The following is a 23,588-nucleotide window of genomic DNA, read 5'->3' on the forward strand; positions in this document are numbered from 1 at the left end:
TCCTCACGCGGTCGAAATCGACGCCCCGTCGCGCGACCCCCCAGCGTGGCCACCGCGGTCACGAACCCAGAGATACTGTCAGTGACAATAACGGTGACATCGCCCGCTGTCGGCTGTCGCGCGGCACGAGACCCACTGCGAGCCGACGACGGACGACGTTCGAGCGGTCGCAGAGGTATAACGGACATATCAGTATCACACTGAACGGCAACGCCGTCTGACGCGTTCGCGAGCGCTCGAAGACACACGCGTCGGCGTAGACGACACGCGCGAACACGGGGCGCTCGCGTTGTGAATATGTTGATTGCGCGCGTCAGCCGCAGACGCGCGTCGTCTCAGCCGCGTGTCAGTCGCCGTCGCGCGTTTGGGTAACGGTTATCATCGTGGTCGTTGGAGTTGTAGTCGAAGCTCGACAGAATCTCTCAAGAGGTGGTGGGGTGAGATACTGCTCAGAGTCGTCACGAACTGTGGGTTGTCAACGAATGGCCAACAAACGATACGAAGCAGGCGAAACCGTCCCGACGGACATCTGTTCGGCTCTCGGTGTCGAGGACGCGCTGACGTTCGCCGTACCGGTCGAGGTGTACCACGGCTACGGAAGCGCGAGGCACGTCTACCCGACAGAACAGATCGAACGCGTCTCCGACCTGTTCGTCATCGACGGCGAACCCGACGAGATGACCGCCGCGGACGGAGTCCGCCTCTACACGATTCCGCACGACGCCCTCCGCTGAGTTCGACGCCGCACCGACGGGGTGTACGCGAGCCGAGCTGTCCGAAATCCGACCATCGACTGCCCGGCCCGCGACACGCCAACATGCAAGCGACCGGACTGGACAGCTGGCAGACTGCTCTCTCGGTGCCGCGACGGTTGACGCGTGGGTTCCCTTTCGGGGGATAGCCGCAGGTCTCGAATCGGTCACCCATTCCCGCCGGGGAGACGCGTTGCGAGCCTCGTTTCGAGACCGGCGGCCCGTCGGTCGGTTACGACGCGGTGACTCGGCGACGCACCGACTCGCGCCCGCCAAACGTATCAACCACACATATAGTTCCGTTGTTTGAGTAATAGTTATGGCGGTGCTCGTTGGATATGTGGCTGAAACCTGAGCAGTTCTGTCCCCGGAGACTGGGCGGGGAGAGACACTACTCAAGATAATGAACAATAGTGTGGGTTGTCAACGGATGGTCAAAGACAGATACGATGCAGGGGACGCGGTGCCGTCAACTATCTGTACAGTTTCCGACGAGGACGACGAGCTGACGTTCGGCTCGACAGTCGAGGTCGACGAGGGAGAGGTGGCGTTCGCCGTGCCGGTCGAGGTGTACCACGGCTACGGGAACGCGAAACACATCTACCCCATCAAGCGAGTCGACGCGGTTTCGGACCTGTTCGCGACGGAGAGTCAGTTCGAGGAGGTGTCGATAGCGGAGAACGTTCAGCTCTACACGATGCCGCACGAAGCGCTTCGGTGAGTGGGCTGGTCGCGGGGTGGAACGGACTGCTGACGGGGCCATCGGCCGCGAACGCACCGTCCAGCCCGTACACCGGTTCCTCGACGGAGAGACGGCGCGACGAGCGGTCGCGCCGCGTGTGACTCTCGTTGACGAGGCGCTGTCGGAGCGAAGGGTCTACTTACCTGACCGTACCCATCACGAGCAATGACGCTCGAAGACGACGCCCGAGACTACCATCGGCGTCCGCCCGCGGGGAAAGTGGAGATAGCGACGACGAAGCCGACAAACACCCAACGCGACCTGAGTCTGGCGTACTCGCCGGGCGTGGCCGCGCCGTGTCTCGACATCGCCGACGACGAGAACGCCGCCTACGAGTACACGGCGAAGGGCAACCTCGTCGGCGTCGTCTCCAACGGCTCCGCCGTCCTCGGGCTGGGGAACATCGGCGCGCAGGCGTCGAAGCCGGTGATGGAGGGCAAGGGCGTGCTGTTCAAGCGCTTCGCCGACATCGACGTGTTCGACGTCGAACTCGACCACGACGAACCACAGGCGTTCGTGGAGTCGGTCGCCGCGATGGAGCCGACGTTCGGCGGCATCAACTTGGAGGACATCAAGGCCCCCGAGTGCTTCGAAATCGAGGAGTCCCTGCGCGACCGGATGGACATCCCCGTGTTCCACGACGACCAGCACGGCACGGCCATCATCTCCGGCGCGGCGCTTCTGAACGCCGCCGACATCGCCGACAAGGAGCTGTCGTCGCTGAACGTCACCTTCTCGGGGGCGGGCGCGGCCGCGACCGCGACGGCGCGGTTCTACGTCTCGCTGGGCATCCCCCACGAGAACATCACGCTGTGCGACATCGACGGCGTCCTCTCGGAGTCGCGGGCCGAGGCGGGCGACCTCGACGAGTACGCAGAACCGTTCGCCCGCGGCGTCGACGACGGCGACCTCGAAGACGCAATCGAGGGCGCGGACGTGCTCGTCGGCCTCTCGGTCGGCGGCATCGTCAGCCAGGAGATGGTGCGGTCGATGGCCGACGACCCAATCATCTTCGCGATGGCGAACCCGGAGCCAGAAATCGCCTACGAGGACGCGAAAGAGGCCCGCGATGACACCGTCATCATGGCGACCGGCCGGTCGGATTACCCGAACCAGGTCAACAACGTCCTCGGCTTTCCGTTCATCTTCCGCGGCGCGCTCGACGTGCGCGCGACCGAAATCAACGAGGAGATGAAGCGCGCGGCCGCGGAAGCGCTGGCGAACCTCGCCCGACAGGACGTGCCCGACGCGGTCGTCAAGGCCTACGGCGACGGCCCGCTCCAGTTCGGCCCCGACTACCTCATCCCGAAGCCCCTCGACCAGCGCGTCCTCTACGAGGTGACGCCCGCCGTCGCCGAGGCGGCCATGGAGAGCGGCGCGGCCCGCCGCGAGCGCGACCTCGACGCCTACCGCGAGGAGCTGGAAGCCCGCCTCGGCAAGTCCCGCGAGATGATGCGCGTCGTCCTCAACAAGGCGGCGTCGAACCCCAAGCGCGTCGTGCTCGCCGAGGGCGAAGACGAGAAGATGATTCGCGCCGCGAGCCAACTGGTCGAGGAGGGCATCGCCGAGCCCATCCTCGTCGGCCGGACGAAGGAGATTCTCCGGACCGCCGAGGAGCTGGGCCTCGACTTCGACCCGACCATCGCCGACCCCGAAAGCGGCGAGTGGAACCACTACGTGGACCACCTCTACGAGCGCCGCCAGCGCAAGGGCCTCACCCGGACCGAGGCGGCCGAACTCGTGCGGAGCGACTCGAACTACTTCGCCAGCGTGATGGTCGCCATGGGCGACGCGGACGCGATGCTCACCGGGTTGACTCACCACTATCCCTCGGCGCTCCGCCCGCCGCTCCAGATTATCGGCACGGCCGACGACGCCGACTACGCCGCCGGCGTCTACATGCTGACGTTCCGGAACCGCGTCGTCTTCTGCGCCGACGCGACGGTCAACCTCGACCCCGACCAGAACGTGCTCGCCGAGGTGACGAAACACACCGCCGAACTCGCGCGGCGCTTCAACGTCGAACCGCGCGCGGCGCTCCTCTCGTATTCGGACTTCGGGAGCGTCACGAACGAGGGGACGCGCAAGCCCCGGAACGCCGTCGAGCAACTGCACGCCGACCCCGACGTGGACTTCCCGGTCGACGGCGAGATGCAGGCCGACACCGCCCTCGTCGAGGAGATGCTGACCGACACCTACGACTTCGCTGAACTCGACGAGCCGGCGAACCTGCTCGTGTTCCCGAACCTCGAAGCGGGCAACATCGGCTACAAACTGCTCCAGCGCCTCGGCGGCGCGGAGGCCATCGGCCCGATGCTCGTCGGCATGGACAAACCGGTTCACGTTCTCCAACGCGGCGACGAGGTCAAGGATATCGTTAATCTGGCTGGTGTCGCCGTGGTGGACGCCCAAGCGGAGTAGCGGCCCCGAGCAGAGTAACGCGCTCCGGCCGGAGTAGCCCGGCGGGCGACGGCACACCGCGACCGCCCGCTCGGGCGCGCCAGCACGAGAAATTAAATAGACTCGGCCGAGTCAGAGGGTATGGTCGAGTTGGGTACACACACGTCGGCGTCGGAGCGCCGGTTCGCACTCGGGTGGGTCGGGATGGCCATCGTGATGTCGCTCGCGGTTGCGGCCATCGATTTCCTCGAACTCCCGTTGCAGACGGTGTACGTGTTCGCGGCGGGCGTGACGCTCCGGGAAGCCATCGGACTGGCGGTCTGGGCGCTCCGACGCTGAGGGCGGCGGAGAAGGAGCTATACTCCCGACTCCCGAACGTTCACGCGTGCCATCACGTCGCTTCGTCCTCGGGACGCTCGCCTCGCTTTTCGCCGGCTGTAGCGCGTCGTCGCCGACGCCGACCGACGCCCCGACGACGCACACGGAGACCCGGACAGCGACGCCGACGCCGACGCCGACCCCGAACCCCTACGAGTCCCACCTCGCTTCGTTCGGACGGTTCCTCGAATCGGAGTCGGTGGCCCTCACGGAACTGACCGCCGACGAGCGGGCGTCGGTCGTCTCGCTCACCTACGAGAGCGACGCGCGGAGCACCGACCGCCTCAGCGGCGAAATCGGGACCGTCGCCGGCGGGTTCTTCAGGGAGGTCGCCGCCGGATGGGCGGCGTCGCGCCTCGAAGCGACCATCGTCGCGGCCGACGACGACGCGGACGCGGTCGTCGCCCGCTGGCGCGCCGAAGCGACGTGGTTCGAGGCCTACGACCGCGGCGACATCAGCGCGGACGAGCTCTCGCTCCGGGTACTGCGGACTGTCGAGCGGGAGTAACGCGGAAGAACAGGCGACGAGACGCAAAGGGGTTTCTAGCGGCGCTACGGCCGCCGACGAGCGAGTGCGACGAGCGCCGCGAGCGCCGCCGCGAGCGCCGCGGACACCGCGCCGAAACCGGGGGTTCGGGTGTCAGTCGTCGCCGGTTCCGACTCGGTCGACGCGGTCGACGCGGTCGTCGCGGTCGGCGTCGGCGTCTCCTCGGCGTCGACTTGGAGCGACCCCGCCGAGACGCCGGCGACCGCGACGTCGTAGCGCCCGACGGCGTCGGCGGCGACGGCGAACTCGACGGTCCGCGTCTCGCCGGGGGCGAGGTCGAGCGTCCGCGAGTCGCGGACCGCGCCGTCGACGGTCAGGTCGACCGTCGTCTCGCCGCGGGTCTGGCCGGTGTTTTCGACCGTCGCGGTCACGGTGACCGAGTCGCCGACGACCGCCGACGACGGGAGCGACCCGGTCGTGACCGCGAAGGCCGCCTCGGCTGGCGCGGGGGCGAGCGCGAACACCGAGAGTCCGGGCGAGGCGGCGGTGAGCCGAACCTCGCCGTCGGTCTCGGCGACGACGCTCGTCGAGAGCGCCCGCCACTCGCCGTCGCTGTAGCGGTAGAGGCGGAGGTCGGCCGGGTCGAGACCGCGGTCCGACAGCGTCGCCGCCGAGACGGAGAGGGTGAAGTCCACGCCGTCGACGGCGCTGTCGTCCACGTCGTGGGCCACGTCGAGGTAGGAAAGCGGCTCTCCGTCGAGCGCCGGCGTCCCGTCGGGGACGCTGTCGAGCGCCCGGACCGTGAGTCTCGCGTCCGACTTCGCGCCGAGCGTGAGCGAGAGGCCGTCGACTCGGACGCCGCCGGTCTCGACGTCCGAGAAGTCGACGTCGACCGGCGTACCGGGCTTCGCGTTTCGGATGTCGACCGCGAGGCCGCCGCCACTGACGGACGTGCGAACCGACGTTCGCGCGCCGCCGGAGCCGGAGCCGCCCGACGAGCCGCCGTCGTCGTCGGTGTCGTCGTCCGAGTCGTCCCGGTCGTCGCCGGAGCCGGAACCGCCGGACACCTCGACGGACGCGTCGGCCGTCGTCCGCGTAATCGCCGACCCGTCCGCGTCGGCGAGGGTGTCGACCTCGACGCCGAGCGTCGCGTCGCCCGCCGACTCGCCGGTCACGTCGAGCGCCGCGAGCGCGACGTCGCCGGTCCGTCCGGTTCGTGCGTCGGTGTAGCCGACGATTCTGAGGACGCCCGACTCGGGCGCGGCCGTCTCGACCGCGAAGTCGCTTTCGGCGACGCGCACCGAGACGACCGAGGGGTCGTAGGTGACGTTGACCGCGAACGCGCCGACGCCCGCGCTCGCGGGGACGTCCGCGGCCCGCAGGGTCGCCGTCGCCGTCTCGTCCACGCCGACCGAACTAACGCCCGCGACCGAGACGGTCGCCGAAGACGCCGCGCCGGCCGTGGAGACGGCGGCGGGCGCGACGCCCGCGAGGACGACCGAACAGACGACCGCGGCGACGACGAAGCGCCGCGCGAGTTCGAGATGGCTCATCGCGCACCTCCGTAGTCGGCGGTGCGATTGCCGGCGTCGTACTGGGCGACGAGCATCGCGTCGACGGCCGTCACCTCGCCGTCGCCGTCCACGTCGCCGTAGGGGTCGCCGTCGTCGACCGCGGCGACCGCGGCCGCGATGTCCGCGGCGTCGCCGTCGTCGACGGTCCCGTCGCGGGTCGCGTCGCCGACCCGAAAGCCGACGAACTCGACGGCGACGTCGAGCAGGCCGGGCGAGTCGAGCGCCACGGTCGTCCTGCTTCCGTCGCGCTCGGGCGCGACCTGCTGGCCGTCCACGGTGGCCGTCACGTCGTGGTAGCCGGACGGGAAGTCCGCGGGGTCGGCGACGCCGACGACCGCTCGGCCGTCGGGCACGTCCGCGAGGAACGCGACTTCGAACCGCGCGCGGGCGGTGGCGTTGCCGGCCTCGGTGACGAGGCTGTCGACGCTCCCGTCCGCGACGACCGACTGCGCGTCGGTGGCGGCGACGACCGTCGGGTCGTCGAGTGAGCCGTGGCGGTAGGTCACGTTGGTCTCGCCACCGGCGGCGACCGAGACGTTCAGCGCCGGGTAGGACTCGCCGTCGACGGTGACCGAGACGGTGTGGTCGCCCGCGGTCACGTCGTCGCGGACGGTGGCTCCCGCGCGGTCGGTGCCGTCGACGGTGACGGTCGCGCCCGACGCGGGGTCGCCCGCCTCGTCGAGGACATCCACCGACAGCGCGCCGGTGGCGGCGGCGGTCGCGGTCGTCTGCGCGCGGACGTTGTTCGACTCGTTGTACAGGGGGCGAACGTCCGCCTGAATGGTGCGCTCGCCCGCCGATTCGACGGTGACGGTGAACACGTAGGTCCGCGACTCGCCCGCCGGGACGTTCCGTCCGTAGACGAAAAGCGAGTCCCCGCTCGTAATCGTGCTGTTCTGGACGGCCCACGTCCGCGTGCCGTCGGTCGATTTCACCACCGGGTTCGGGTCCGACGGGGCCGACAGCCCGGTTTCGAGGGGCACCTCGACGATGGGGCTGAACAGGTCCGTCCCGCTTTCCGTGTTGTCGATGGTCACTTCGAGTCGGTTGTCGCCGACGTGGAAGTCCGCGGGGACGTCGATAGAGACGCCGTAGCCGGGCGCGGCCGCGGTGGGCGCGGCGACGCCGGCGACGACGACCGCGGCGAGCAGGAGTCCCGTCACGGCGCGTGCGACAGACATCTCAGGCACCCCCCTCGTTCGCGGCGTACTCGTCGCGCGCGACGAGTTGGTCGTTTTCGATTCCGACGACGAGCACGCCCGTCCCGGTCGTGTCGACCTGCACGGTTATCGGCCCGTCGGCGTTGTCCCGGAGCGTCTGGAGTTCGCTCTCGGTGAGTTCGACCGAGTCGAGCGCGTCGGTCGAATCGACGTCTATCGTCTTCGTCACGAGCGCCGGGTTCGACTCCGTGCCGAAGGCGACGGTCACGTCGTGGGTCGGGTTCGCGCCGCCCTGCCCGAGCGTCAACAGCGTGTTGATGGCGAGCGCGGTCGCGCGGGTGTAGCCCCACGACCCGCGGTCGTCGTAGACGGTGACGAGGTAGGTCTGGCCGTCCTGCACGGAGGCGTTCGTGTTCTCCAGTCCGGTCGCGTTGAGCGCCATGAGCGCGTAGGCGGTCGTCTCGGAGGTGGTGCCGACGTCGCTCCACGAGGCGGAGCGGCGCTCGGTCCACGCCCCGCTGTCGGCTTGGGCGTCGAGCAACCACGTCCGGCCGTCGTCGATGGCCGTCTGCACGGCCGGCGTCTCGACGCCCGAGGCTTCGAGGCCCCAGACGGCGAGCGCGGTGGACATCGTGTTCGGGTCGGTGCCGTCGCCCCACGCGCCGTCGGCGCGCTGGGCGGCGACGAGGTAGCTCGCGGCGTCATCCCTGAGCTGGTCTACGGTCGATGCGGCGGTCGCGTTGTACGGGCCAGCCTGGTCGAGGGCGACGAGGGTGAACCCGGTCATGGCGGCGTCATCGTCGAAGTAGAACTTGTCGTTGCGGATGCGGCCGTCGGCGGCCTGTTCGGCCGCGAGCCACGAGACGGTCGCGTTGGCGTCTATCCCGTCGAGGTCGGCGCGGACCGGGGCGCGGGCGCTCTGCACGGGGTCGTTTCCGACCGCGCTCGTGCCGAACAGCGCGTAGGCCGTGTAGAACACGTCGCCGTCGGGGTCGTTCCCGTACATGCTCCACGAGCCGTTCGCGTGCTGGGCGTCCTGTCCGGTCGTCAGACGGGCGACGCCCGCGCCGACGCTGTCGTTGATGCGGTCGCTGTCGTACCCGCCGGGCGCGGGGTTGCGCCGGTAGTACTGGCCGGTGTACAGCGCCCCGAGCATCGGCGAGGTCGTCTGCTCGACGCAGGCGTGGGGGTACCGCACGAGGTAGTCGAGGCCGGCGAGCGTCCGCCCGTCGGTCCCGAGGTGCGTGGTGATAGTCAGGTCGTGCTCGTAGGTCGTCTCGTTGCGGAGGGCGAGCGTCGTCGAGTCGCCGCCCGTGCCGGTGAAGTTCACCGCCGTCGTGTCGACCACGCGGGTCTTCGGGCGCTCGACGGTGAGCCGTTCGGTCGCCGTCTCGGTCTCCCCGCGGGCGCTCAGGTTCAGTTCGAGGTCGTAGGTCGCATCGCGGTTCGCGGCGGCGACCACGGTCCACTCGAAGTACGACCGGTCGTCGGTGTCGTGCTTGGTCGCGGTCTCGCCGGCGGCGAATTCGAGGCCGGCCGGGAGCGACAGGTTCGCGGTCACGTTGCTCTCGTAGTTGCTGTACCCGCGGCCGTAGACGGTGACGTTCTGTCCGGCCTGCACCGGGTCGGCCGCGGACAGCCGTCCGCTGAGTTCGTACGGCTGGCTGGTCGTCGCGTCCCCGTCGCTGTTGCCGCGGGGCGCGTCGGGGTCGTCCACGGAGGCGACGACCGCGTGCCGGCCGGCCGCGAACGTGTGGTTCCGCGTGAGAACGACCGACTCGCGGGGGTCGAGCGCCGGCACGGAAAGCGTCTCGTTCGGCGAGCCGTCGCCGAAGTCGAGTTCGACCGTTCTGGGGTCGTTCGGGGCGTTCCCGTTGTTCCTGACGTAGACGCGCGTCTCGGCCGCCTCGGTCGGGATGACCCGCCACGGAGCGTTCACCGAGAGTCGGAGGTCGGCGTAGGTGACCTCGGTCGTCGCCGCGGTCCGGTTGTCCGTCTCGTCGCCCTCGGCGACCGCGTCGTCGGGGTCGGAGATTGCGACGAGTTCCACGTCCGGGTACGCCGAACTCAGGTTGCCGCGGAGCCGGTCGGTGAGGTCGACCGTCACCGTCTCGTTCGCGCCGGCCGCGAGCGTGCCGACGGAGCGGGTGTAGGTCGTCGAGGCGTCGCTGTAGTAGCCGACGCGGGACCGCGCGACCAGTCGCACGTCGACGTCGGTCGCCTCGGCGGTGCCGTCGTTGGCGACGGTGACGTTCGCGGTCACGCGGTCGTTGCCGAGGGTGTACGCGGGTTCGACCTCGATTCGCGGTTCGAGGTCGGGCGCGGCCGAGGCGTTCACGGCGATCGTCGTCGCGTTGCTGTTGCCGGACGCGTCGGTCGCGGTGACGGTGATGTCGTGTGCCCCCGCCGTCGCCAGCGAGAGGTTCGTCCGGTTCGCCGCCGTCGTCACCGACTGCCCCTCGTCGGTCTCGAAGGTGAAGTTGGCGACGCGGTGGTTGTCGGTCGCGGTCGCGGTGACGGTGACGTTCGCGCCGGTCCTGACCGGCGACGGCGCGCTCGCCGAGACCGTCGGCGGCACGCGGTCGACCACCGGAACGGTCGTCGACAGCGTCACAAGCGTCTGCTCGGTCGTCCCGTCGAGCACCTCGACCGAGACGGGCGCGTCGCCGAGCGTCGCGTAGGTGTGGGTCGTCCGGTTCGCGGCCGTGAAGTCGGTCTCGCCGTCGCCGAACGCCCAGTCGTAGCGAACGTCGGTCACGGACGCCGGGAACGAGCGATTGGTGACGGCGAACGAGACGTTCGTCACGTTCACGTCGGCGGGCGTCGGGGTGACGCGGAGGTCCGCAGAGCCGATGTCGCGGACGGTCACGGTCGTCGTCGCGGTGTAGAGCCGGCGGTCGTAGCCGTCGAGGCCGGTGACGCGTGCCGTGTAGGTCCCGGTCCGGTCGTACGCGTGCGAGGCGTTCCGCGCCGTCGTCTCGGCGGTCGCGCCGTCGCCGAACGACCAGCGGTAGGCGTCAATGCTGGCGGTATCGCCCGAAGCGGTCGTCTCGAAGGTGACGTTCTCGACGGCGCGCCGCGGGTTCGCGGGCGTCGCCGAGAGCGACCCAGAGACGGACGCGAGGGGTTCCACGTCGCCGAGGGCGACGAGCGAGCGGTTGATGTCGGACGACGACCCGGTCTGGACGTAGAGCCAGCCGTCGCCGCCGCCGACCGCGCTCGCGACGGTGGTGTCGAAGCCGGGGGCGTCGAGCGAGTCGTTCCACACCGGCGCGCCCGTCTGCAGGTCGAGCGCGTGGACGGTGCCGTCGAACTCGGCGACGTAGACCGTGTCGCCGAGGACGGCCGGCGCGCCGAGGACGGCGCTTTCGGTGTCGTAACTCCACGCGCGCGAGCCGTTCGCGGCGAGCGCGACGACGCCTTTCTCGTCGTCGTCGTAGCCGCCGCGGGTGTCGACGACGACGCCGTCGGCGACCGCGGGCGACGAGCGGCTCTCGGTCTCGCCGGCGGCCGCGGACCACAGCGTCGAGCCGTTCGCCGCGTCGAAGGCGACGAGCGAACCGTACGTCGAGACGTAGAGAACGCCGTCCGAGACGGTGGGTGCCGCACCGCGGTGGTTCGAGAGGCTCCGGTTCCACCGCTCGGTGCCCGTGTCGGCGTCGAAGGCGTAGAGGTGCGAGCCGAAGCCGGTGTAGCGCGCGCCGTCCCAGCCCTGCGTCACGTAGACGGTGCCGTTCGCCACCGCGGGGACGGCCTGCGCGTTCCCGGTCGTTGCGAGTTCGGTCAGGTTCTTCCGCCAGCGGAGCGAGCGCGTGCCCCGGTCGATGGCGTAGAGCGAGTCCTCGGCCTCCGAGACGACGTAGACCGCGTCGCTCGTGACCGTCGGCGCGGAGAGCCGCTCGCCGTCGGTGAACAGGCCGTCGCTGTCGGCCGGAACCGACACCGACCAGCGTTCGGTGCCGTCGGTCGCGTCGAACACGGTGAGCGTGTCGCGCTCGTTGTTCGCCGCGTCGTTGTAACTGCTCACGAACACCGAGTCGCCCTCGACGGTCGGCGGGGCGGTCACCTCGTCGGGGTAGGCGCTCGCGGACCACAGCGTCGACCCGTTCGCGGCGTCGCGGGCGACGATACCGTAGCCGTTGGCGACGAACACCCGCCCGTCCGCGAACGTCGGCGACCGCGAGTAGAGCGTGGACGTGGTCTCGTTCCAGCGGACCTCGACCGGTCCGGCCGGGCCGACGCCGGCGACGTTCGCGCCGGTGTTGGCGTCGTCGTAGCCGAACTGCGGCCAGCCGTCGGTCGGCGCGGCGAACTCCTCGGCGGCGACGTCAACCGTCGCCGAGGTCGTGAACAGCGGCGTTCCGTTCGCGTTCGCGGCGGTCACGGCGGCGTCGTACGTGCCGGGGTCGGCGTAGGCGTGGGCGGTCTCGTTGGCCGCGGTCGTCGCGTCGGCGGTCCCGTCGCCGTCGAAGTCCCAGCGGTACTCGCCGACCGACTGACCGGCCGCGAGCGAGACGTTCCGAACCGCGAACGCGACCGATTCGCCCTCGGTGAGCGCGTCGGGCGCGGCGACGAGCGTCCCCGACCCGGCGGCCGTCACGTTCAGTCGGAGCGTCTCTTCGACCAGAAGCGCCTCCGTGCGGTTGTCGCGGACCCGAACGGTCGCGTTGTACGCGCCGGCGGCGTCGTAGGTGTGGTTCGCCGTCGCGTTCGGGTGTCGGGTGGTCGCGCGGTCGCCGTCGCCGAACGTCCACGTGTAGAAGTCGCCGTCGCCGACGCCGGAGACGTTCGCGAGGGAGAACCGAACCGTATCGAGATTCGCGCGGGCGGGCGTCGGTGCGGCCGTGAGCGTGCCGTCTCCGGCCGTCGTCGCATCGAGCGTGAGCGACTCCTCGAAGAGGAACTGCTCGCTCCCGCTCCGCGCCGTGACGGAGACGGTATGAGAGCCGGGGTCGGAGAAGCCGGTGAGGACGAGGCTCGCGTCCGGATGCGTCGTGTACCCCGCGTAGGAGCCGTCGACCGTCCACGTGTAGAACGAGGGCGTCTCGCCCGTGATGTTCGACAGCGAGACGTTGACAGGCTCGCCGAGCGCCGGGGCCGTCTCGTTCGCCGTCATCGTCGCGCCCGGCTGTTCGGCCGATTCGAGCGTCACTGTCACCGTCTCGTCGCCCGTCACGTCGAGCTGTCTCGTGTAGACGCGCTGGACGTAGCCGCTCGACGACGAGACGGGCTCGCCTTCGACTCCGCCGTCGTAGCTGAGTCGTCTCGGCGGGGCGACGGCGACGGTCACGTCACCCACGAGTTCGATGCCGGCCGTCTCGTTCGAGAGGTGGACGTCGCCGTCGGACTCGGTGAGGAACCACTCGCCGAACTGCGAGGTGTTCACCGTCGCGCCGTTCGCGTTCGTGTGCTGGAAGGCCACGGCCGCCCCCGAGACGGGCGCGCCGGTCTCGTTGACGACAGAGAGGTTCACCACGTGCGCGTCCGGGAGCGCCGCGTTCCCGAGGTCGGCGGTCGCGCCGGGCGAGGCTCGCTGGAGCGCGAACACGTCGGGCGAGCCGTCCCGGGGAAACGCGCCGGGCGAGCCGGGTTGCGACCCGTTAGCGGCGACGTAACTCACGTCGTACGTGGCGTTCGACTGGAGCCCCGTGAGGTTGTACGCCCCCTGTGCCGATAGCTCGTCGTTGGTCGGTTCACTCCCCTCGGTCGCCGCGAGGACGACGTCGCTCGCGGCGGGCGCGCCCGTCGCGCGGTCGACCGACCCCGCGAGCGACCCCCCGGCCGCCGCCCCCGAGACCGCGACGAACGGACTCGAAAGCGAGACGAGGACGATAATCGTGAGCGATACTGCCCCTACCTGATGTCGATAGCGTGTTGTCATGCCCCACCGTGTTCCCTCCGAAACCCGCGATACTCACGAAATCCGGACTGATACCGTGTGTCATCACGGCGGGGCTATAATTCTGTGTTACTGACGTCACAGCGGTGTTTCAGGGCGTGAAACGGCGTTTCGACTCGCGGGATGCCGGCCGGCGAACGGCGTCGCTGTCGAGTGGTCGGTCGCGGCGGCGGCCCGCGCCGCCTCAGAGAAACGCGTCGCGGTCGGCCGGCGTCGCTTCGGCGCGATACCGCGTGTACGTCGAACGGGCCCAGTCGACCACGGCGTCGGCTTCGGCGTCCAGCACCGCTCGCGGGCGGCCGTGGTCGTCGACGACGCCCATGCCGACGCGGTCGGCGTCGAGAATCGAGAGGACGTACGGCACGCGCTCGTAGCGGTACAGAGAGACGCTGGGGGCGTCGAAGAGGTCAGCCAACTGCCCCGCCGTCTTCTCGCTTCGCGCCATCGCCTCGTAGGCCCCGTCGGTCATGACGACCTCGACGTCGATGTCGTCGTTCCGGCGGCGGTGAATCGTCGCGAGCACGTCCGGCGAGGCGGCGTGGGTCAGGATGCGGATTCTGTCGGCCGACTCGACGTGCGACACCGCGAGCCGCAACGGGGCCTGCGGGTCGCTCGGCGTCGGAGCCACGACGGTCGCGGACGCGAGCGCGCCGAGATTGAACCCGAAGTCGTCCCGCGGGAGCCACCGCAGGAGGTCGCTCTCGGCGAACGCCGTCGCCGCCTCGACCGTCGAGATGGCCGACTGGAGCTGTTCGACCACGACGACCCCGAGCGGCGTAATCTCGTATTCCTCGCCCGACTTCGCGACCCAACCGCGCTCGGAGAGCGACTTCATCACCCGCCAGACCGTCGACCGCGACGTGTCGAGCGTCGCCTGCAACTCGCCCGCGGTCGCCGGTCCCTCGTCGAGCGCCCGGAGCGCCGCTAACCGGTTCGGTGAGGTGACGAGACACCGAAGTTCGTCCACGACCCCGTCCATGGTGAACGATATGACACCGCTGTAATAGTAGTTCCCCTCTGGCGGTGCGAAATCACACGCACAGGACCCTCTGCGGCGCGGAATCGGCTTCGTCGCGTCGGCCGCGGACTGCGAACTCGCGTTCTCACTTCGAGCGAATCCACCTCAGCGGTTATGTGCGTTCGCTGAGGATATCGAACCATGTTCGACCGACTCCTCTTTCCGACCGACGGGAGCGACGGCGCGGACGCCGTCCTCGACCACGTCGTCGATATCGCCGCCGCCCACGACGCGACCCTCCACCTACTGCACGTCGCCCCGGCGGAACCCGAGCGCCGGCCGAATCTTCGCGACGGGGACGGCGACACCGAGGCTTCCGACCCCAGCGATTCGGACGGTTCCGACCCCACCGAGCGCCGCCGAACCGACGGCGAGCGGTTCGTGACCGACGCCGAAGCCCGCGCGTCGCAGTCCGGCGTGTCGGTCGTGACGAGCGTCGAGCGCGGCGAGCCGTACCGAGTCATCACCGAGTACGCGGCCGAGCGGGACGCCGACCTCGTGGTCATGCCGACCCACGGGCGGACGGGGCTGAGCCGACTGCTCCTCGGGAGCACCACGGAGCGCGTCGTCCGCCGGTCGGACGTGCCCGTGCTCACGGTCCGGCCGGACGCGGCGACCGGCCTCGCGTACCCCTACGCCGACGTGTTGACGCCCACCGACGGGAGCGCCTGTGCGACCGCGGCGGTCGCGTTCGGAAGCGAGTTGGCCGCGGCGACCGACGCGGCGCTCCACGCGGTGTCGGTCGTCAACGTCGCCGCCTTCGGCGCGGACATCCGCGGCCCGCTTCTCATCGACGAACTCGAAGAGCGCGCGAGCGACGCGGTCGAAAAAGCGGCCGACTCGGCGGCCGCCGCGGGCGTCGAGACGGTCAGGAAGTCGGTCGGCCGCGACGTGTCGATTCACGACGGCATCCTCGCGTACATCGACGAACACGACGTTGACATCGTGGTGATGGGGACCCACGGCCACACCGGCTTCGACCGCTACATGCTCGGGAGCGTCGCCGAGAAACTGGTCCGGACCTCGCCGGTGCCGGTGGTGACGGTCAGAGAGCCGCGAGACGAGTAGGGCGGGGTCGCCGGGCGTCTGGCCGAGTCGGCGGACGCCGGCCGCTTCCCCGTCAGTTCCGAAGCAGTCCCGTGACGCCCGCGGTCTCGGCGACGACCCATCCGACGAAGACGAGATACGCCGCGCCGAGGGCGTAGCACTCCAGCCGGGTGAGCGACAGGTCCGTCCGGAGCAGGCCGAAAAGCAGGACGGTCGCCAGCGTCAGCACGCCCAGCATGGGGACGGCGACGGCGAAGTCCACCGGGACGCTCCCGACGATGAGCACGCCGACGGGGATGGCGACCAGCAGGTCGAACGTGTTCGACCCGAGGACGTTGCCGAGGCTCGTCGCGCTGTTGCCGTCGGCGGCCGAGCGGACGCTGACGAGCGTGTCGGGGAGGCTCGTCGCGGCGGCGACGACGGTGACCCCCGCGAGGAACGTCGGGACGCCGAACGTCGCGCTGAGCGACTCGACGCTCCCGACCAGTTGGTGGACGCCGACGAGGATGACGAGGAGGCCGCCGAGGAGCCGCGCCCACTCGCGGCCGATGCCGTCGGCGACGCCCGCCTCCTCGCTTTCGTACTCCGAGACGTCCTGCCACTGGATGAACAGGTAGAGCCCGTAGAGAAGCAGGGGAATGAGCGCCACCGGGCGGGTGAGCTGTCCCGTCAGCGCCGGGCCGTCGGGGACGGGGAAGTAGATGACCGCCAGCGAGAAGGTGACGACGAGCGTGGCGACGGCGACCATGTAGAACTGCGCCTCCTTGTAGACGACGAGCCGACTGGTCTCGAGGGGGCCGTCGGTGACGAGCCCCGACAGCGCCGGAATCACGAGGATGTTGAAGATGGCCGAGCCGACGATTGCGCCGACGCCCATGTCGAAGACGCCCCCGGCCGCGGCGACGGCGACGCTGGCGAACTCGGGGAAACTCGACCCGAGGGCGACGACGATAGAGCCCTGCACGACCGCCGGGAGGCCGTAGTACGACGCGAGGTGGTCGGCGGACGCTTCGAGCCAGCCGCTTCCGAGCCAGATGAGGGCGGTCATCAGGAGAATCACGGCGACGTTCGCGAGCGGCGACGACGGGAGGAGACTGCCGAGGACCATTGGAAGCCCGTTCAGCGACGCGGGAAAAGAAGCCACCGACACGGGTGAAAAGCAGTCCGTGGTCTCGAACCGCCGTCAGTCGTCGCCGTGGGCGGACTCGGGGGTGAACGTGACGCCGCCGATTTCGATTTCGTCGGGGACGCGGTCGGTGTCGTGCGCGCCGACCGGGGGGAGGTTCGCGTCGGCCGCCGGCGACGCGTCGAGGTCGGTCGCGGACGCGAGGCCCTCCATCTCGCCGTCGGCCTCGCGCGCGTCTTGGTCGATGCGCATCGAACAGAACTCCACGCCGCACATCGAACAGAAGCGCGCCTCCTTGTAGTTGTCACCGGGGAGCGTCTGGTCGTGGAACGACCGCGCCCGCTCGGGGTCGAGCGCGAGGTCGAACTGCCGCGCCCAGTCGAACTCGTAGCGGGCCTCCGAGAGCGCGTCGTCCCAGTCGCGCGCGCCGGGGAGGTCGGTCGCCACGTCGGCCGCGTGGGCGGCGATTCGGTAGGCGGCGAGCCCCTCGCGCACGTCCTCGCGGTCGGGGAGACCGAGGTGTTCTTTCGGCGTGACGTAACACAGCATCGCCGCGCCGGCGCGGCCCGCCTCGGTCGCGCCGATGGCGCTCGTGATGTGGTCGTAGCCCGGTGCCACGTCGGTCACGAGCGGCCCGAGGACGTAGAACGGCGCGCCGTCGCAGACTTCCTGCTGGCGCTCGACGTTCTCGGCGATTTGGTCCATCGGGACGTGACCGGGACCTTCGACCATCACCTGCACGCCGTAGTCCCACGCGGTCCGCGTGAGTTCGCCCAGCGTGTCGAGTTCGGCGAACTGCGCGTCGTCGCCGGCGTCGGCCAGACAGCCGGGTCGGAGACCGTCGCCCAGCGAGAACGTCACGTCGTGCTCGGCGAAGACGTCGCAGATGTCCTCGAACGCGACGAAAAGCGGGTTCTGCTCGCCGTGTTCTTCCATCCACTGGGCGAGAATGGAGCCGCCGCGGGAGACGATGCCCGTCTTCCGGCCGTCGGTAAGCGGGAGGTGTTCCATCAGCACGCCCGCGTGAATCGTCATGTAGTCGACGCCCTGTTCGGCCTGTTTCTCGATGATTTCGAGGAGCAGGTCGCGGGAGATGTCCGCGGGGCTGTCGACGCGCTTGACCGCCTCGTAGATGGGGACGGTGCCGATGGGGACCGGCGAGTACGCGACGTTCGCCTCGCGAATCTCGTCGAGATTCGACCCCGTCGAGAGGTCCATCACCGTGTCCGCACCGTAGTGGACCGCGGTGTGGAGCTTTTCCAACTCTCCTGTGAGGTCGCTCGTCGTCTCGCTGTTGCCGATGTTCGCGTTGACCTTGGTGGCGAACTCGCGGCCGATAACCATCGGGTCGAGCGAGTCGTGATTCCGGTTCGCGGGGACGACCGCCTGCCCCTCGGCGACCTGTTTCCTGACGAACTCGGGGTCGCGGTTCTCGCGCTCGGCGACGCGTTCCATCGCCGGGGTGACGCGTCCCGCTCGGGCGTGTTGGAGTTGTGTCGACGCCATTGATTACTTAGTGATACAACTAACTAATAACAGTTGTGACGGGCGGGTCGGAAACGAGGGACAGAGAGACAGAGAGACCGAGGACCGAGAGACAGAGCACGCGGGCTATCGGCTTACAGCCCGAAGGCGCGACGACGCGTCGCTCAGCCCTCGTAGCCGGCGTACTCCATGAGGCTCGCGAAGATATCGGAGTCCATCACCTCCTTGTAGACGACGCCGCTCAGCATGCCGCCGGGGTAGAAGTTCCCGTTCATGACGTGGTTGACCTTGTGGCAGTGCATGAGGTAGATTCCGGGCTGGGCGTCGGCCGTGAACTCGACCGTGTGGCGCTCCGCGGGCGCGATGTTCGTCACGTCCATGTCGTGGCGGGCGGCCTCCGGGACGACGCCGCCGTCCTTTTCGACGAGTTGGAAGCGGTGGTTGTGGATGTGCATCGGATGGCTCATGTAGCCCGCGTTGACGTAGTGAATGCGGACGGTGTCGCCCCGTTCGACGATGATGGGCGAGCCGTCCTCGGGGTGGAGCGTCCGCGGCGCGCTCTTGCCGTTGACGGTGAACACGTCCGGCTTCCGGTTCCGGGGGTCGTACGTCACGTTCTCGCCGGCCATCTGTCGGGGGAGCCGCGAGTCCCAGTCGCGGACGGTCATGAAGTACTCCCTGTCGGCCGGTTCGTACCCCTTCGGGTCGACGCGGAGGATGCCGTACATCCCCATCTCGATGTGCCGGTGGGTCTGGTAGTGACAGTGGTAGAGATGCGTCCCGGGGACGTTCGCCGGGATGGTGTAGGTGTGCTTCTCGCCGGGGTCGACGCGGATACCCGTCGTCGTCGGCACGCCGTCGTCCTTCCAGGCCTTGCGCACGCCGTGGAAGTGGACCGTGTGGGGGCGCATCCCGTCGGTGTTGTCCAGCGTGACCTCCATGTCGTTGCCCTCGGTCGTCCGGAGAATCGGCCCGGGGACGCTCGGCGCGCCGTCGTCGGCGCTGAACGCCCACACCTGCGGGAGTTCGACCGGGCCGCCCATCGTTTCGAGGGGGTGGGCCGCGTGGCGCGCCGGCGCGCTCTTGAGGGTGACTTTCCCGCCCTGCTCGTCGACCTGTACGACCTCCGGCGGGCTGGTGTACGGCAGGCTCGACTCGCTCGTCTGGGCGACCGTCGTCTCGTCCGCGCCGACGGCGGCTGAGTCACCGTTCGTGGGCGCTGTACACCCCGCGAGGCCGAGCGCTCCGACGCTTCCCGTTGCGGCGAGGAATTCGCGACGCGACACCGTCGAACCGGGTGCACCGACGTAGTTTCGCATTACAGTCGGTCGTTGGCCCGGGGGAGTGGAATACCGTCTCGCCGGTTCCCGTCGCACAGGAGCCCTGCGAACATGTTCGGCGGGGTCGATACGTACCGGGCCGAAAAACGGTCAGTCGGGGCGTACCAGTCCGAATCGACGGCCATCGGTTCGACCGGACCCGACGCTGGTGCCCCGCGACTTTCATACGCCCCGGCGGTGTATCGGGAGCCGAACCGACGGCGCGCGGGTCGCCGCCGACCAATCCACTCTCACGCAGATGTCGACCAACCCACTCTCAGACGCGCTCGAACCGGACTTCGAGACGGTGTTCGACGCCCTCACCAGTCCGCAGTGCCGGGCCGTTCTCAAGGAACTCGACGGCCCGATGACCGCCTCGGACATCGCCGCCGCGTGCGACCTCCCGCGGTCGACGGTGTACCGGAAACTCGAACAGATGGTCGAGGCGGGACTCCTCGAAAAACGCGACCGCGGCCGCGACGCCGCCCGCTACGCAGTCGGCTTCGAGGAGGTGGTCGTGACGCGCGAACCGGGCGACCTCTCGATTTCGGTGTCGTCGCCGTCGCGGTCGGCCTCGGACCAACTGTCGACGCTGTGGTCGGCCGTCGGCGAGCAGACCGACGACTGAAGACTAAACTGACGACCGAGAACTAGACCGCCGCGTCGTCCCGCGCGAGAAACGCCTTCATCACTTTGCCCTCGGCGCGGTGGAGCTTCTCGCTCGTCGTCGACTTCGCCAGCCCCACGGCCTCGGCGAGTTCGGTGAGCGTGCACGTCCGCGGCGTGTCGTAGTAGCCCTCGGCGACGGCCGTTTCGAGGAGGGCGTACTGGTCGTCGGTGAGAAGCGACTCCGTGTCTATCGACTGGTGGATGGAGACGAGGTCGAACGGGATGCCGAACTGCGCGAGCTGGTCGCCCAGCTCCGAGAGGTTCTCGCGCGGCGCGGTCACCTCGACTGTCACCTCGCCGTCGACGATGGTGATTGGCAGTTCCAGCGGGATGCCCACCTCGCTGAGCGTGAGAATCAAAAGCGGCTCGGTCGTCTCGAACTGCACGAGCGCGCGCTCCGGTTGCGCTTCGAGAATCGTCACCGAGACGACCGAGTCGTACTCGTCGATGGTGGTGACGACCGGCTCGATGTCGGCCGCTCGTATCTCGACGAGGCCGACGCCCGTCTCGTCGGCCGGCATCGCCGCGAGGACGGTGAACTCGGCGTCCGGATACCGCCCCGAGAGGTCGGAAACCCAGACCTGCTCGGGGAGCGTGATGGAGAGTGTTGCCCGAGGCATCGGTAGTGAAACGAAGTCGTCCCCGCCGCACAAAGATAGTTCCGAACATGTTCGCCCTCCGGCCGCGTTTCGGGAACCACCGAGGCGGGTTTTTCACCGGACCACCGACCGTCGAGTGTCGAGCGGGGCGGGACCGCCGCCTCGCCACCTTCAATCATGAACCCGAACGACACCACATCTCCGACGCTCGGCCGGCGAACCGTACTTCGACTCCTCGGCGGCGCGGCCGTCTCCGCGACCGCGCTGGGAAGCGCCGCCGACGCCGCGCGGGCGCAGTCGGGGACCGACCTCGATTCGTGGTTCGCACAGACCTCGAACTACGACGGCGTGGTGGACAAGACGGGGAGTTCGACGGTGACGGTGACAGTCGGTGCGGAGGCCAACGGCGGCGCGTTCGGGTTCGGCCCGGCCGGCGTGCGCGTCGACCCCGGGACGACGGTCGTCTGGGAGTGGTCCGGGAAGGGCGGGTCGCACAACGTCGCGGCCGAAGACGGGAGCTTCGAGTCCGACCTCGTCGGCGACGCGGGCCACACCTTCGAGCGGACGTTCGACGCGGCGGGCGTCTACAAGTACGTCTGTACGCCGCACGAGACGCTCGGGATGAAAGGCGCAATCGTCGTCGGCGACGCCGACGGCGCGACCGCGACCGAGGCGGCCGACTCGACCGACTCGGACGCCGAAAACGAGTCGGAGGCGGCCACAGACAGCGCCGGCGAGGGGGACGCCGACCTCGACGCGTGGTTCGAGAACACCTCTAACTTCGACGGCGTCGAGGCGCAGACCGGTCTCCAGCGCGTGACGGTCGACGTCGGGGCGCAGGCCAACGGCGGGGCGTTCGGGTTCGGCCCCGCGGCGATTCGCGTCTCGAAGGGGACGACCGTCGCGTGGACGTGGACCGGCGAGGGCGGGTCGCACAACGTCGTCGCCGAGGACGGGAGCTTCGAGTCCGACCTCGTCAGCGCCGGCGACCACACGTTCGAACACACGTTCGAGGAGGCCGGGACGTACACCTACGCCTGCACGCCGCACAAGACGCTCGGGATGAAGGGCGCGGTCGTCGTCACCGACGACGAGGGCGGGTCGAACGCGCAGGTCGCCGAGCCGTTCGGCGACCCCGAGACGGAGCGCCTCGGCGGCATCGCGCTGGCCGGGACGTTCGGCGCGATGCTGGCGTCGCCCGCGCTGTTCGGCGCGTTCATGTGGCTCACAGGCGAGGGCGGCGAGTCGGCGGGCGAGACGTATCCGAAGGAGAACTCGGAGTAGGTCACCCACGGTCGGGCAACGCTTTCAAAGACTGGGCGACTGCGACGCGGTCGTGACGAGACGACGGCGACAACCCGTCGCGATGGTGTCGAATATTCCCGGCGCTGTCGTCGGTCCAGAACATTGTTATCGCTACCAACGTGTTGACAGCTATGCGCCGCCGCGCGTTCCTCGCGTCCGCCCTGACCGCCGCCTCCACCCTGACCGCGGGGTGTAGCTCGCTCAGTCCGCGAACCGAACACACCGACCCGGCGGTCGAGCGCGACGACAACCCCCGAGACAGGGGAATGTACCTCCAGTTCGACGGAGACGGAGACGACGGAGACCTCGCCACCGTGGGCGTCGACCCCACGTCCGGACCCCTCCCGAGGCCGCTCGCCGTCTCGATTTCACACTCTCGCGACACCGAACTTCGGTCGCTCACACAGCGGTTCGCGGCCCCCGACGGCGACGGGTCCCCGCCGAAACTCTCGCTACGGGGGCCATTCGAGGCCGGTCACAGCCCCCACCCGTCCGTGTCGCTGTTCCAAGACGGGGCGGCCGCGGTCGTCGAAGTCCATCGGTTCGGCGAACTCGCCGACGAAACCGCGTTCATGGGCCTCACGGTCACCGAATGGCCGGACTCGGCCCGCAGACTCGTCGTCGACAGTACCGTGGAACTCGTCGAGACGGGGACGTTCGAGCACACGCACGTCCTCGATGGTGACCTAGCGTTCGAGTTCTTCGCCGAAGCCGACGACGGAACCGCGGACACGCCCGATTCGTCGGGATAACTGGGAACCGTCTCGCCGCGAGCGCCCAAACGCCGCAACCGTCCTCGGCGGGCGAGACGTGTCCGAAAGAAGAGAACGCGTAAGTCGTCTGCGGGGGTGTGTGGAGTTTCCGGGGCCGGACGACTCCGTTTTCTCGCGTGGCGTGTTCAGAACAGCGACGCGAGCACCCCCGAGATATCGACGTGGAACCCCCACCGCTGGACTCCCTTGTAGCCGAGGTAGATGCCGACGATACCCAGAATCCCGGCGAGGTTGGGTGGGGCCGGAATCGGCGTTTCTATGAGGCCGAACAGGGCTCCGGCGAAGACGCCTGCCAGCAGGGCCAAAACGAGTTGCGAGGCCATAGGTGAGTCATCCGCGTTCCCCGGTAAATAAGTACAGCTATCGACGCGAGCGCGGGGGCCGTCCAGCCGCGGTTCGAAACCGAGACTACTCCACGTACACCCGCGTCACGTGGCCGCCACAGCCGCATCGCTCGACGTACTCGTACGCCGCGTCTTCGCCGAGCCGCTCTGCGAGCGCGTCGTACAGGTACGTCTCCGGGTGGCCGTGGTCGCCGTGGGTGACGAGGTTGACGTGGTGGCCGGCGGTGGTGTGTTCGACCGCGGCGACGGCCTCCGAAATCACGAGGTTCCGGTCGGCGGCGTGCCGCGGGAGTTCGAGGTTCGCGGACCACGAGGTGTCGTGGACGCGGTCGGTCGCCGAGTCGGGCGTTTCGCGGTCGCGGTCGCGGTCGGCGGGGCGCGAGTCGGTCGTCATACGATTCGAGAGACGGCTTCCGGCTCAAAGAGCGACTATCCGAACATGTTCGTCCGGGCTGTGCGAGGCCGGGAAGCGGCGTGTGGAGCCTATAGCAGGCGTGTGAACCACGACGTG

Annotated in this window: 19 protein-coding genes; 9 read left to right on the forward strand and 10 right to left on the reverse strand. The window is 69.3% G+C overall.

The window, feature by feature from the left end:
• The first annotated feature begins 482 nt into the window (after positions 1 to 482).
• From IEV64_RS03580 to IEV64_RS03600, 5 genes are all read left to right on the forward strand, one after another.
• A complete protein-coding gene (locus tag IEV64_RS03580) occupies positions 483 to 734 on the forward strand; it encodes a hypothetical protein (RefSeq protein ID WP_004969155.1) in 252 nt (83 codons plus the stop codon).
• A 448-nt stretch (positions 735 to 1,182) separates the two neighbouring features.
• The gene (locus IEV64_RS03585; protein WP_049920630.1) at positions 1,183 to 1,473 is read left to right on the forward strand and encodes a hypothetical protein; all 291 of its coding nucleotides are present in this window, start codon (positions 1,183 to 1,185) and stop codon (positions 1,471 to 1,473) included.
• A gap of 186 nt (positions 1,474 to 1,659) precedes the next feature.
• The gene (locus IEV64_RS03590) at positions 1,660 to 3,915 is read left to right on the forward strand and encodes an NADP-dependent malic enzyme (RefSeq protein ID WP_188423161.1); all 2,256 of its coding nucleotides are present in this window, start codon (positions 1,660 to 1,662) and stop codon (positions 3,913 to 3,915) included.
• 120 nt (positions 3,916 to 4,035) lie between these two features.
• Entirely contained in the window at positions 4,036 to 4,233 is a 198-nt protein-coding gene (locus IEV64_RS03595) for a hypothetical protein (protein WP_004967129.1), read from the forward strand.
• Between the two features lie 46 nt (positions 4,234 to 4,279).
• Entirely contained in the window at positions 4,280 to 4,780 is a 501-nt protein-coding gene (locus tag IEV64_RS03600; RefSeq protein ID WP_188423162.1) for a DUF8159 domain-containing protein, read from the forward strand.
• A 44-nt stretch (positions 4,781 to 4,824) separates the two neighbouring features.
• Here the strand turns inward: IEV64_RS03600 and IEV64_RS03605 are convergent, their stop codons facing one another.
• From IEV64_RS03605 to IEV64_RS03620, 4 genes are all read right to left on the reverse strand, one after another.
• Positions 4,825 to 6,312, reverse strand: a complete 1,488-nt coding sequence (locus IEV64_RS03605; RefSeq protein WP_188423163.1) for a PGF-pre-PGF domain-containing protein — start codon at positions 6,310 to 6,312, stop codon at positions 4,825 to 4,827.
• A complete protein-coding gene (locus IEV64_RS03610; protein ID WP_188423164.1) occupies positions 6,309 to 7,514 on the reverse strand; it encodes a dockerin-like protein in 1,206 nt (401 codons plus the stop codon). The genes IEV64_RS03605 and IEV64_RS03610 overlap by 4 nt, the downstream gene beginning before the upstream one ends.
• Position 7,515: 1 nt before the next feature.
• Positions 7,516 to 13,374, reverse strand: coding sequence for an outer membrane protein assembly factor BamB family protein (locus IEV64_RS03615; RefSeq protein ID WP_188423165.1), 5,859 nt, complete (start codon positions 13,372 to 13,374; stop codon positions 7,516 to 7,518).
• A 202-nt stretch (positions 13,375 to 13,576) separates the two neighbouring features.
• On the reverse strand, positions 13,577 to 14,371 hold the full coding sequence (locus IEV64_RS03620; protein ID WP_004967134.1) for a helix-turn-helix transcriptional regulator: 795 nt from the start codon (positions 14,369 to 14,371) through the stop codon (positions 13,577 to 13,579).
• Positions 14,372 to 14,551: 180 nt separating this feature from the next.
• Between IEV64_RS03620 and IEV64_RS03625 the strand changes: the two genes are divergently transcribed.
• Positions 14,552 to 15,478 carry a universal stress protein gene (locus IEV64_RS03625; RefSeq protein ID WP_188423166.1) on the forward strand — a complete coding sequence of 309 codons (927 nt, stop codon included), beginning with the start codon at positions 14,552 to 14,554 and terminating at the stop codon, positions 15,476 to 15,478.
• Between the two features lie 52 nt (positions 15,479 to 15,530).
• Here IEV64_RS03625 and IEV64_RS03630 read toward each other — a convergent pair whose 3' ends face one another.
• The 3 genes from IEV64_RS03630 to IEV64_RS03640 all read right to left on the reverse strand — a co-directional run bounded on the left by IEV64_RS03630 (position 15,531) and on the right by IEV64_RS03640 (position 19,387).
• Entirely contained in the window at positions 15,531 to 16,565 is a 1,035-nt protein-coding gene (locus tag IEV64_RS03630; RefSeq protein WP_007275932.1) for a sodium:calcium antiporter, read from the reverse strand.
• A 75-nt stretch (positions 16,566 to 16,640) separates the two neighbouring features.
• Complete coding sequence (gene thiC, locus IEV64_RS03635; protein ID WP_188423167.1) at positions 16,641 to 18,089, reverse strand: phosphomethylpyrimidine synthase ThiC; 1,449 nt, start codon at positions 18,087 to 18,089, stop codon at positions 16,641 to 16,643.
• 143 nt (positions 18,090 to 18,232) lie between these two features.
• Complete coding sequence (locus IEV64_RS03640; protein ID WP_007275930.1) at positions 18,233 to 19,387, reverse strand: multicopper oxidase domain-containing protein; 1,155 nt, start codon at positions 19,385 to 19,387, stop codon at positions 18,233 to 18,235.
• A gap of 259 nt (positions 19,388 to 19,646) precedes the next feature.
• On the opposite strand from IEV64_RS03640, the gene IEV64_RS03645 reads away from it, so the two are divergent.
• A complete protein-coding gene (locus tag IEV64_RS03645) occupies positions 19,647 to 20,015 on the forward strand; it encodes a winged helix-turn-helix domain-containing protein (RefSeq protein WP_188423168.1) in 369 nt (122 codons plus the stop codon).
• 22 nt (positions 20,016 to 20,037) lie between these two features.
• On the opposite strand, the gene IEV64_RS03650 is transcribed toward IEV64_RS03645, so the two are convergent.
• Entirely contained in the window at positions 20,038 to 20,676 is a 639-nt protein-coding gene (locus tag IEV64_RS03650) for a helix-turn-helix domain-containing protein (protein WP_007275928.1), read from the reverse strand.
• Positions 20,677 to 20,832: 156 nt separating this feature from the next.
• Between IEV64_RS03650 and IEV64_RS03655 the strand changes: the two genes are divergently transcribed.
• Both IEV64_RS03655 and IEV64_RS03660 read left to right on the forward strand, forming a co-directional pair.
• Positions 20,833 to 21,939, forward strand: a complete 1,107-nt coding sequence (locus tag IEV64_RS03655) for a halocyanin domain-containing protein (protein ID WP_188423169.1) — start codon at positions 20,833 to 20,835, stop codon at positions 21,937 to 21,939.
• 152 nt (positions 21,940 to 22,091) lie between these two features.
• Positions 22,092 to 22,712: a DUF8121 family protein gene (locus IEV64_RS03660; RefSeq protein WP_007275926.1), complete on the forward strand. Its 621-nt coding sequence runs from the start codon at positions 22,092 to 22,094 to the stop codon at positions 22,710 to 22,712.
• Positions 22,713 to 22,858: 146 nt separating this feature from the next.
• Here IEV64_RS03660 and IEV64_RS03665 read toward each other — a convergent pair whose 3' ends face one another.
• On the reverse strand, positions 22,859 to 23,056 hold the full coding sequence (locus IEV64_RS03665; protein ID WP_007275925.1) for a XapX domain-containing protein: 198 nt from the start codon (positions 23,054 to 23,056) through the stop codon (positions 22,859 to 22,861).
• A gap of 85 nt (positions 23,057 to 23,141) precedes the next feature.
• Entirely contained in the window at positions 23,142 to 23,471 is a 330-nt protein-coding gene (locus IEV64_RS03670; RefSeq protein WP_188423170.1) for a CGCGG family putative rSAM-modified RiPP protein, read from the reverse strand.
• Positions 23,472 to 23,588 lie beyond the last annotated feature (117 nt).

This window comes from Haloferax sulfurifontis, assembly GCF_014635105.1.
Classification (GTDB): Archaea; Halobacteriota; Halobacteria; order Halobacteriales; family Haloferacaceae; genus Haloferax; species Haloferax denitrificans.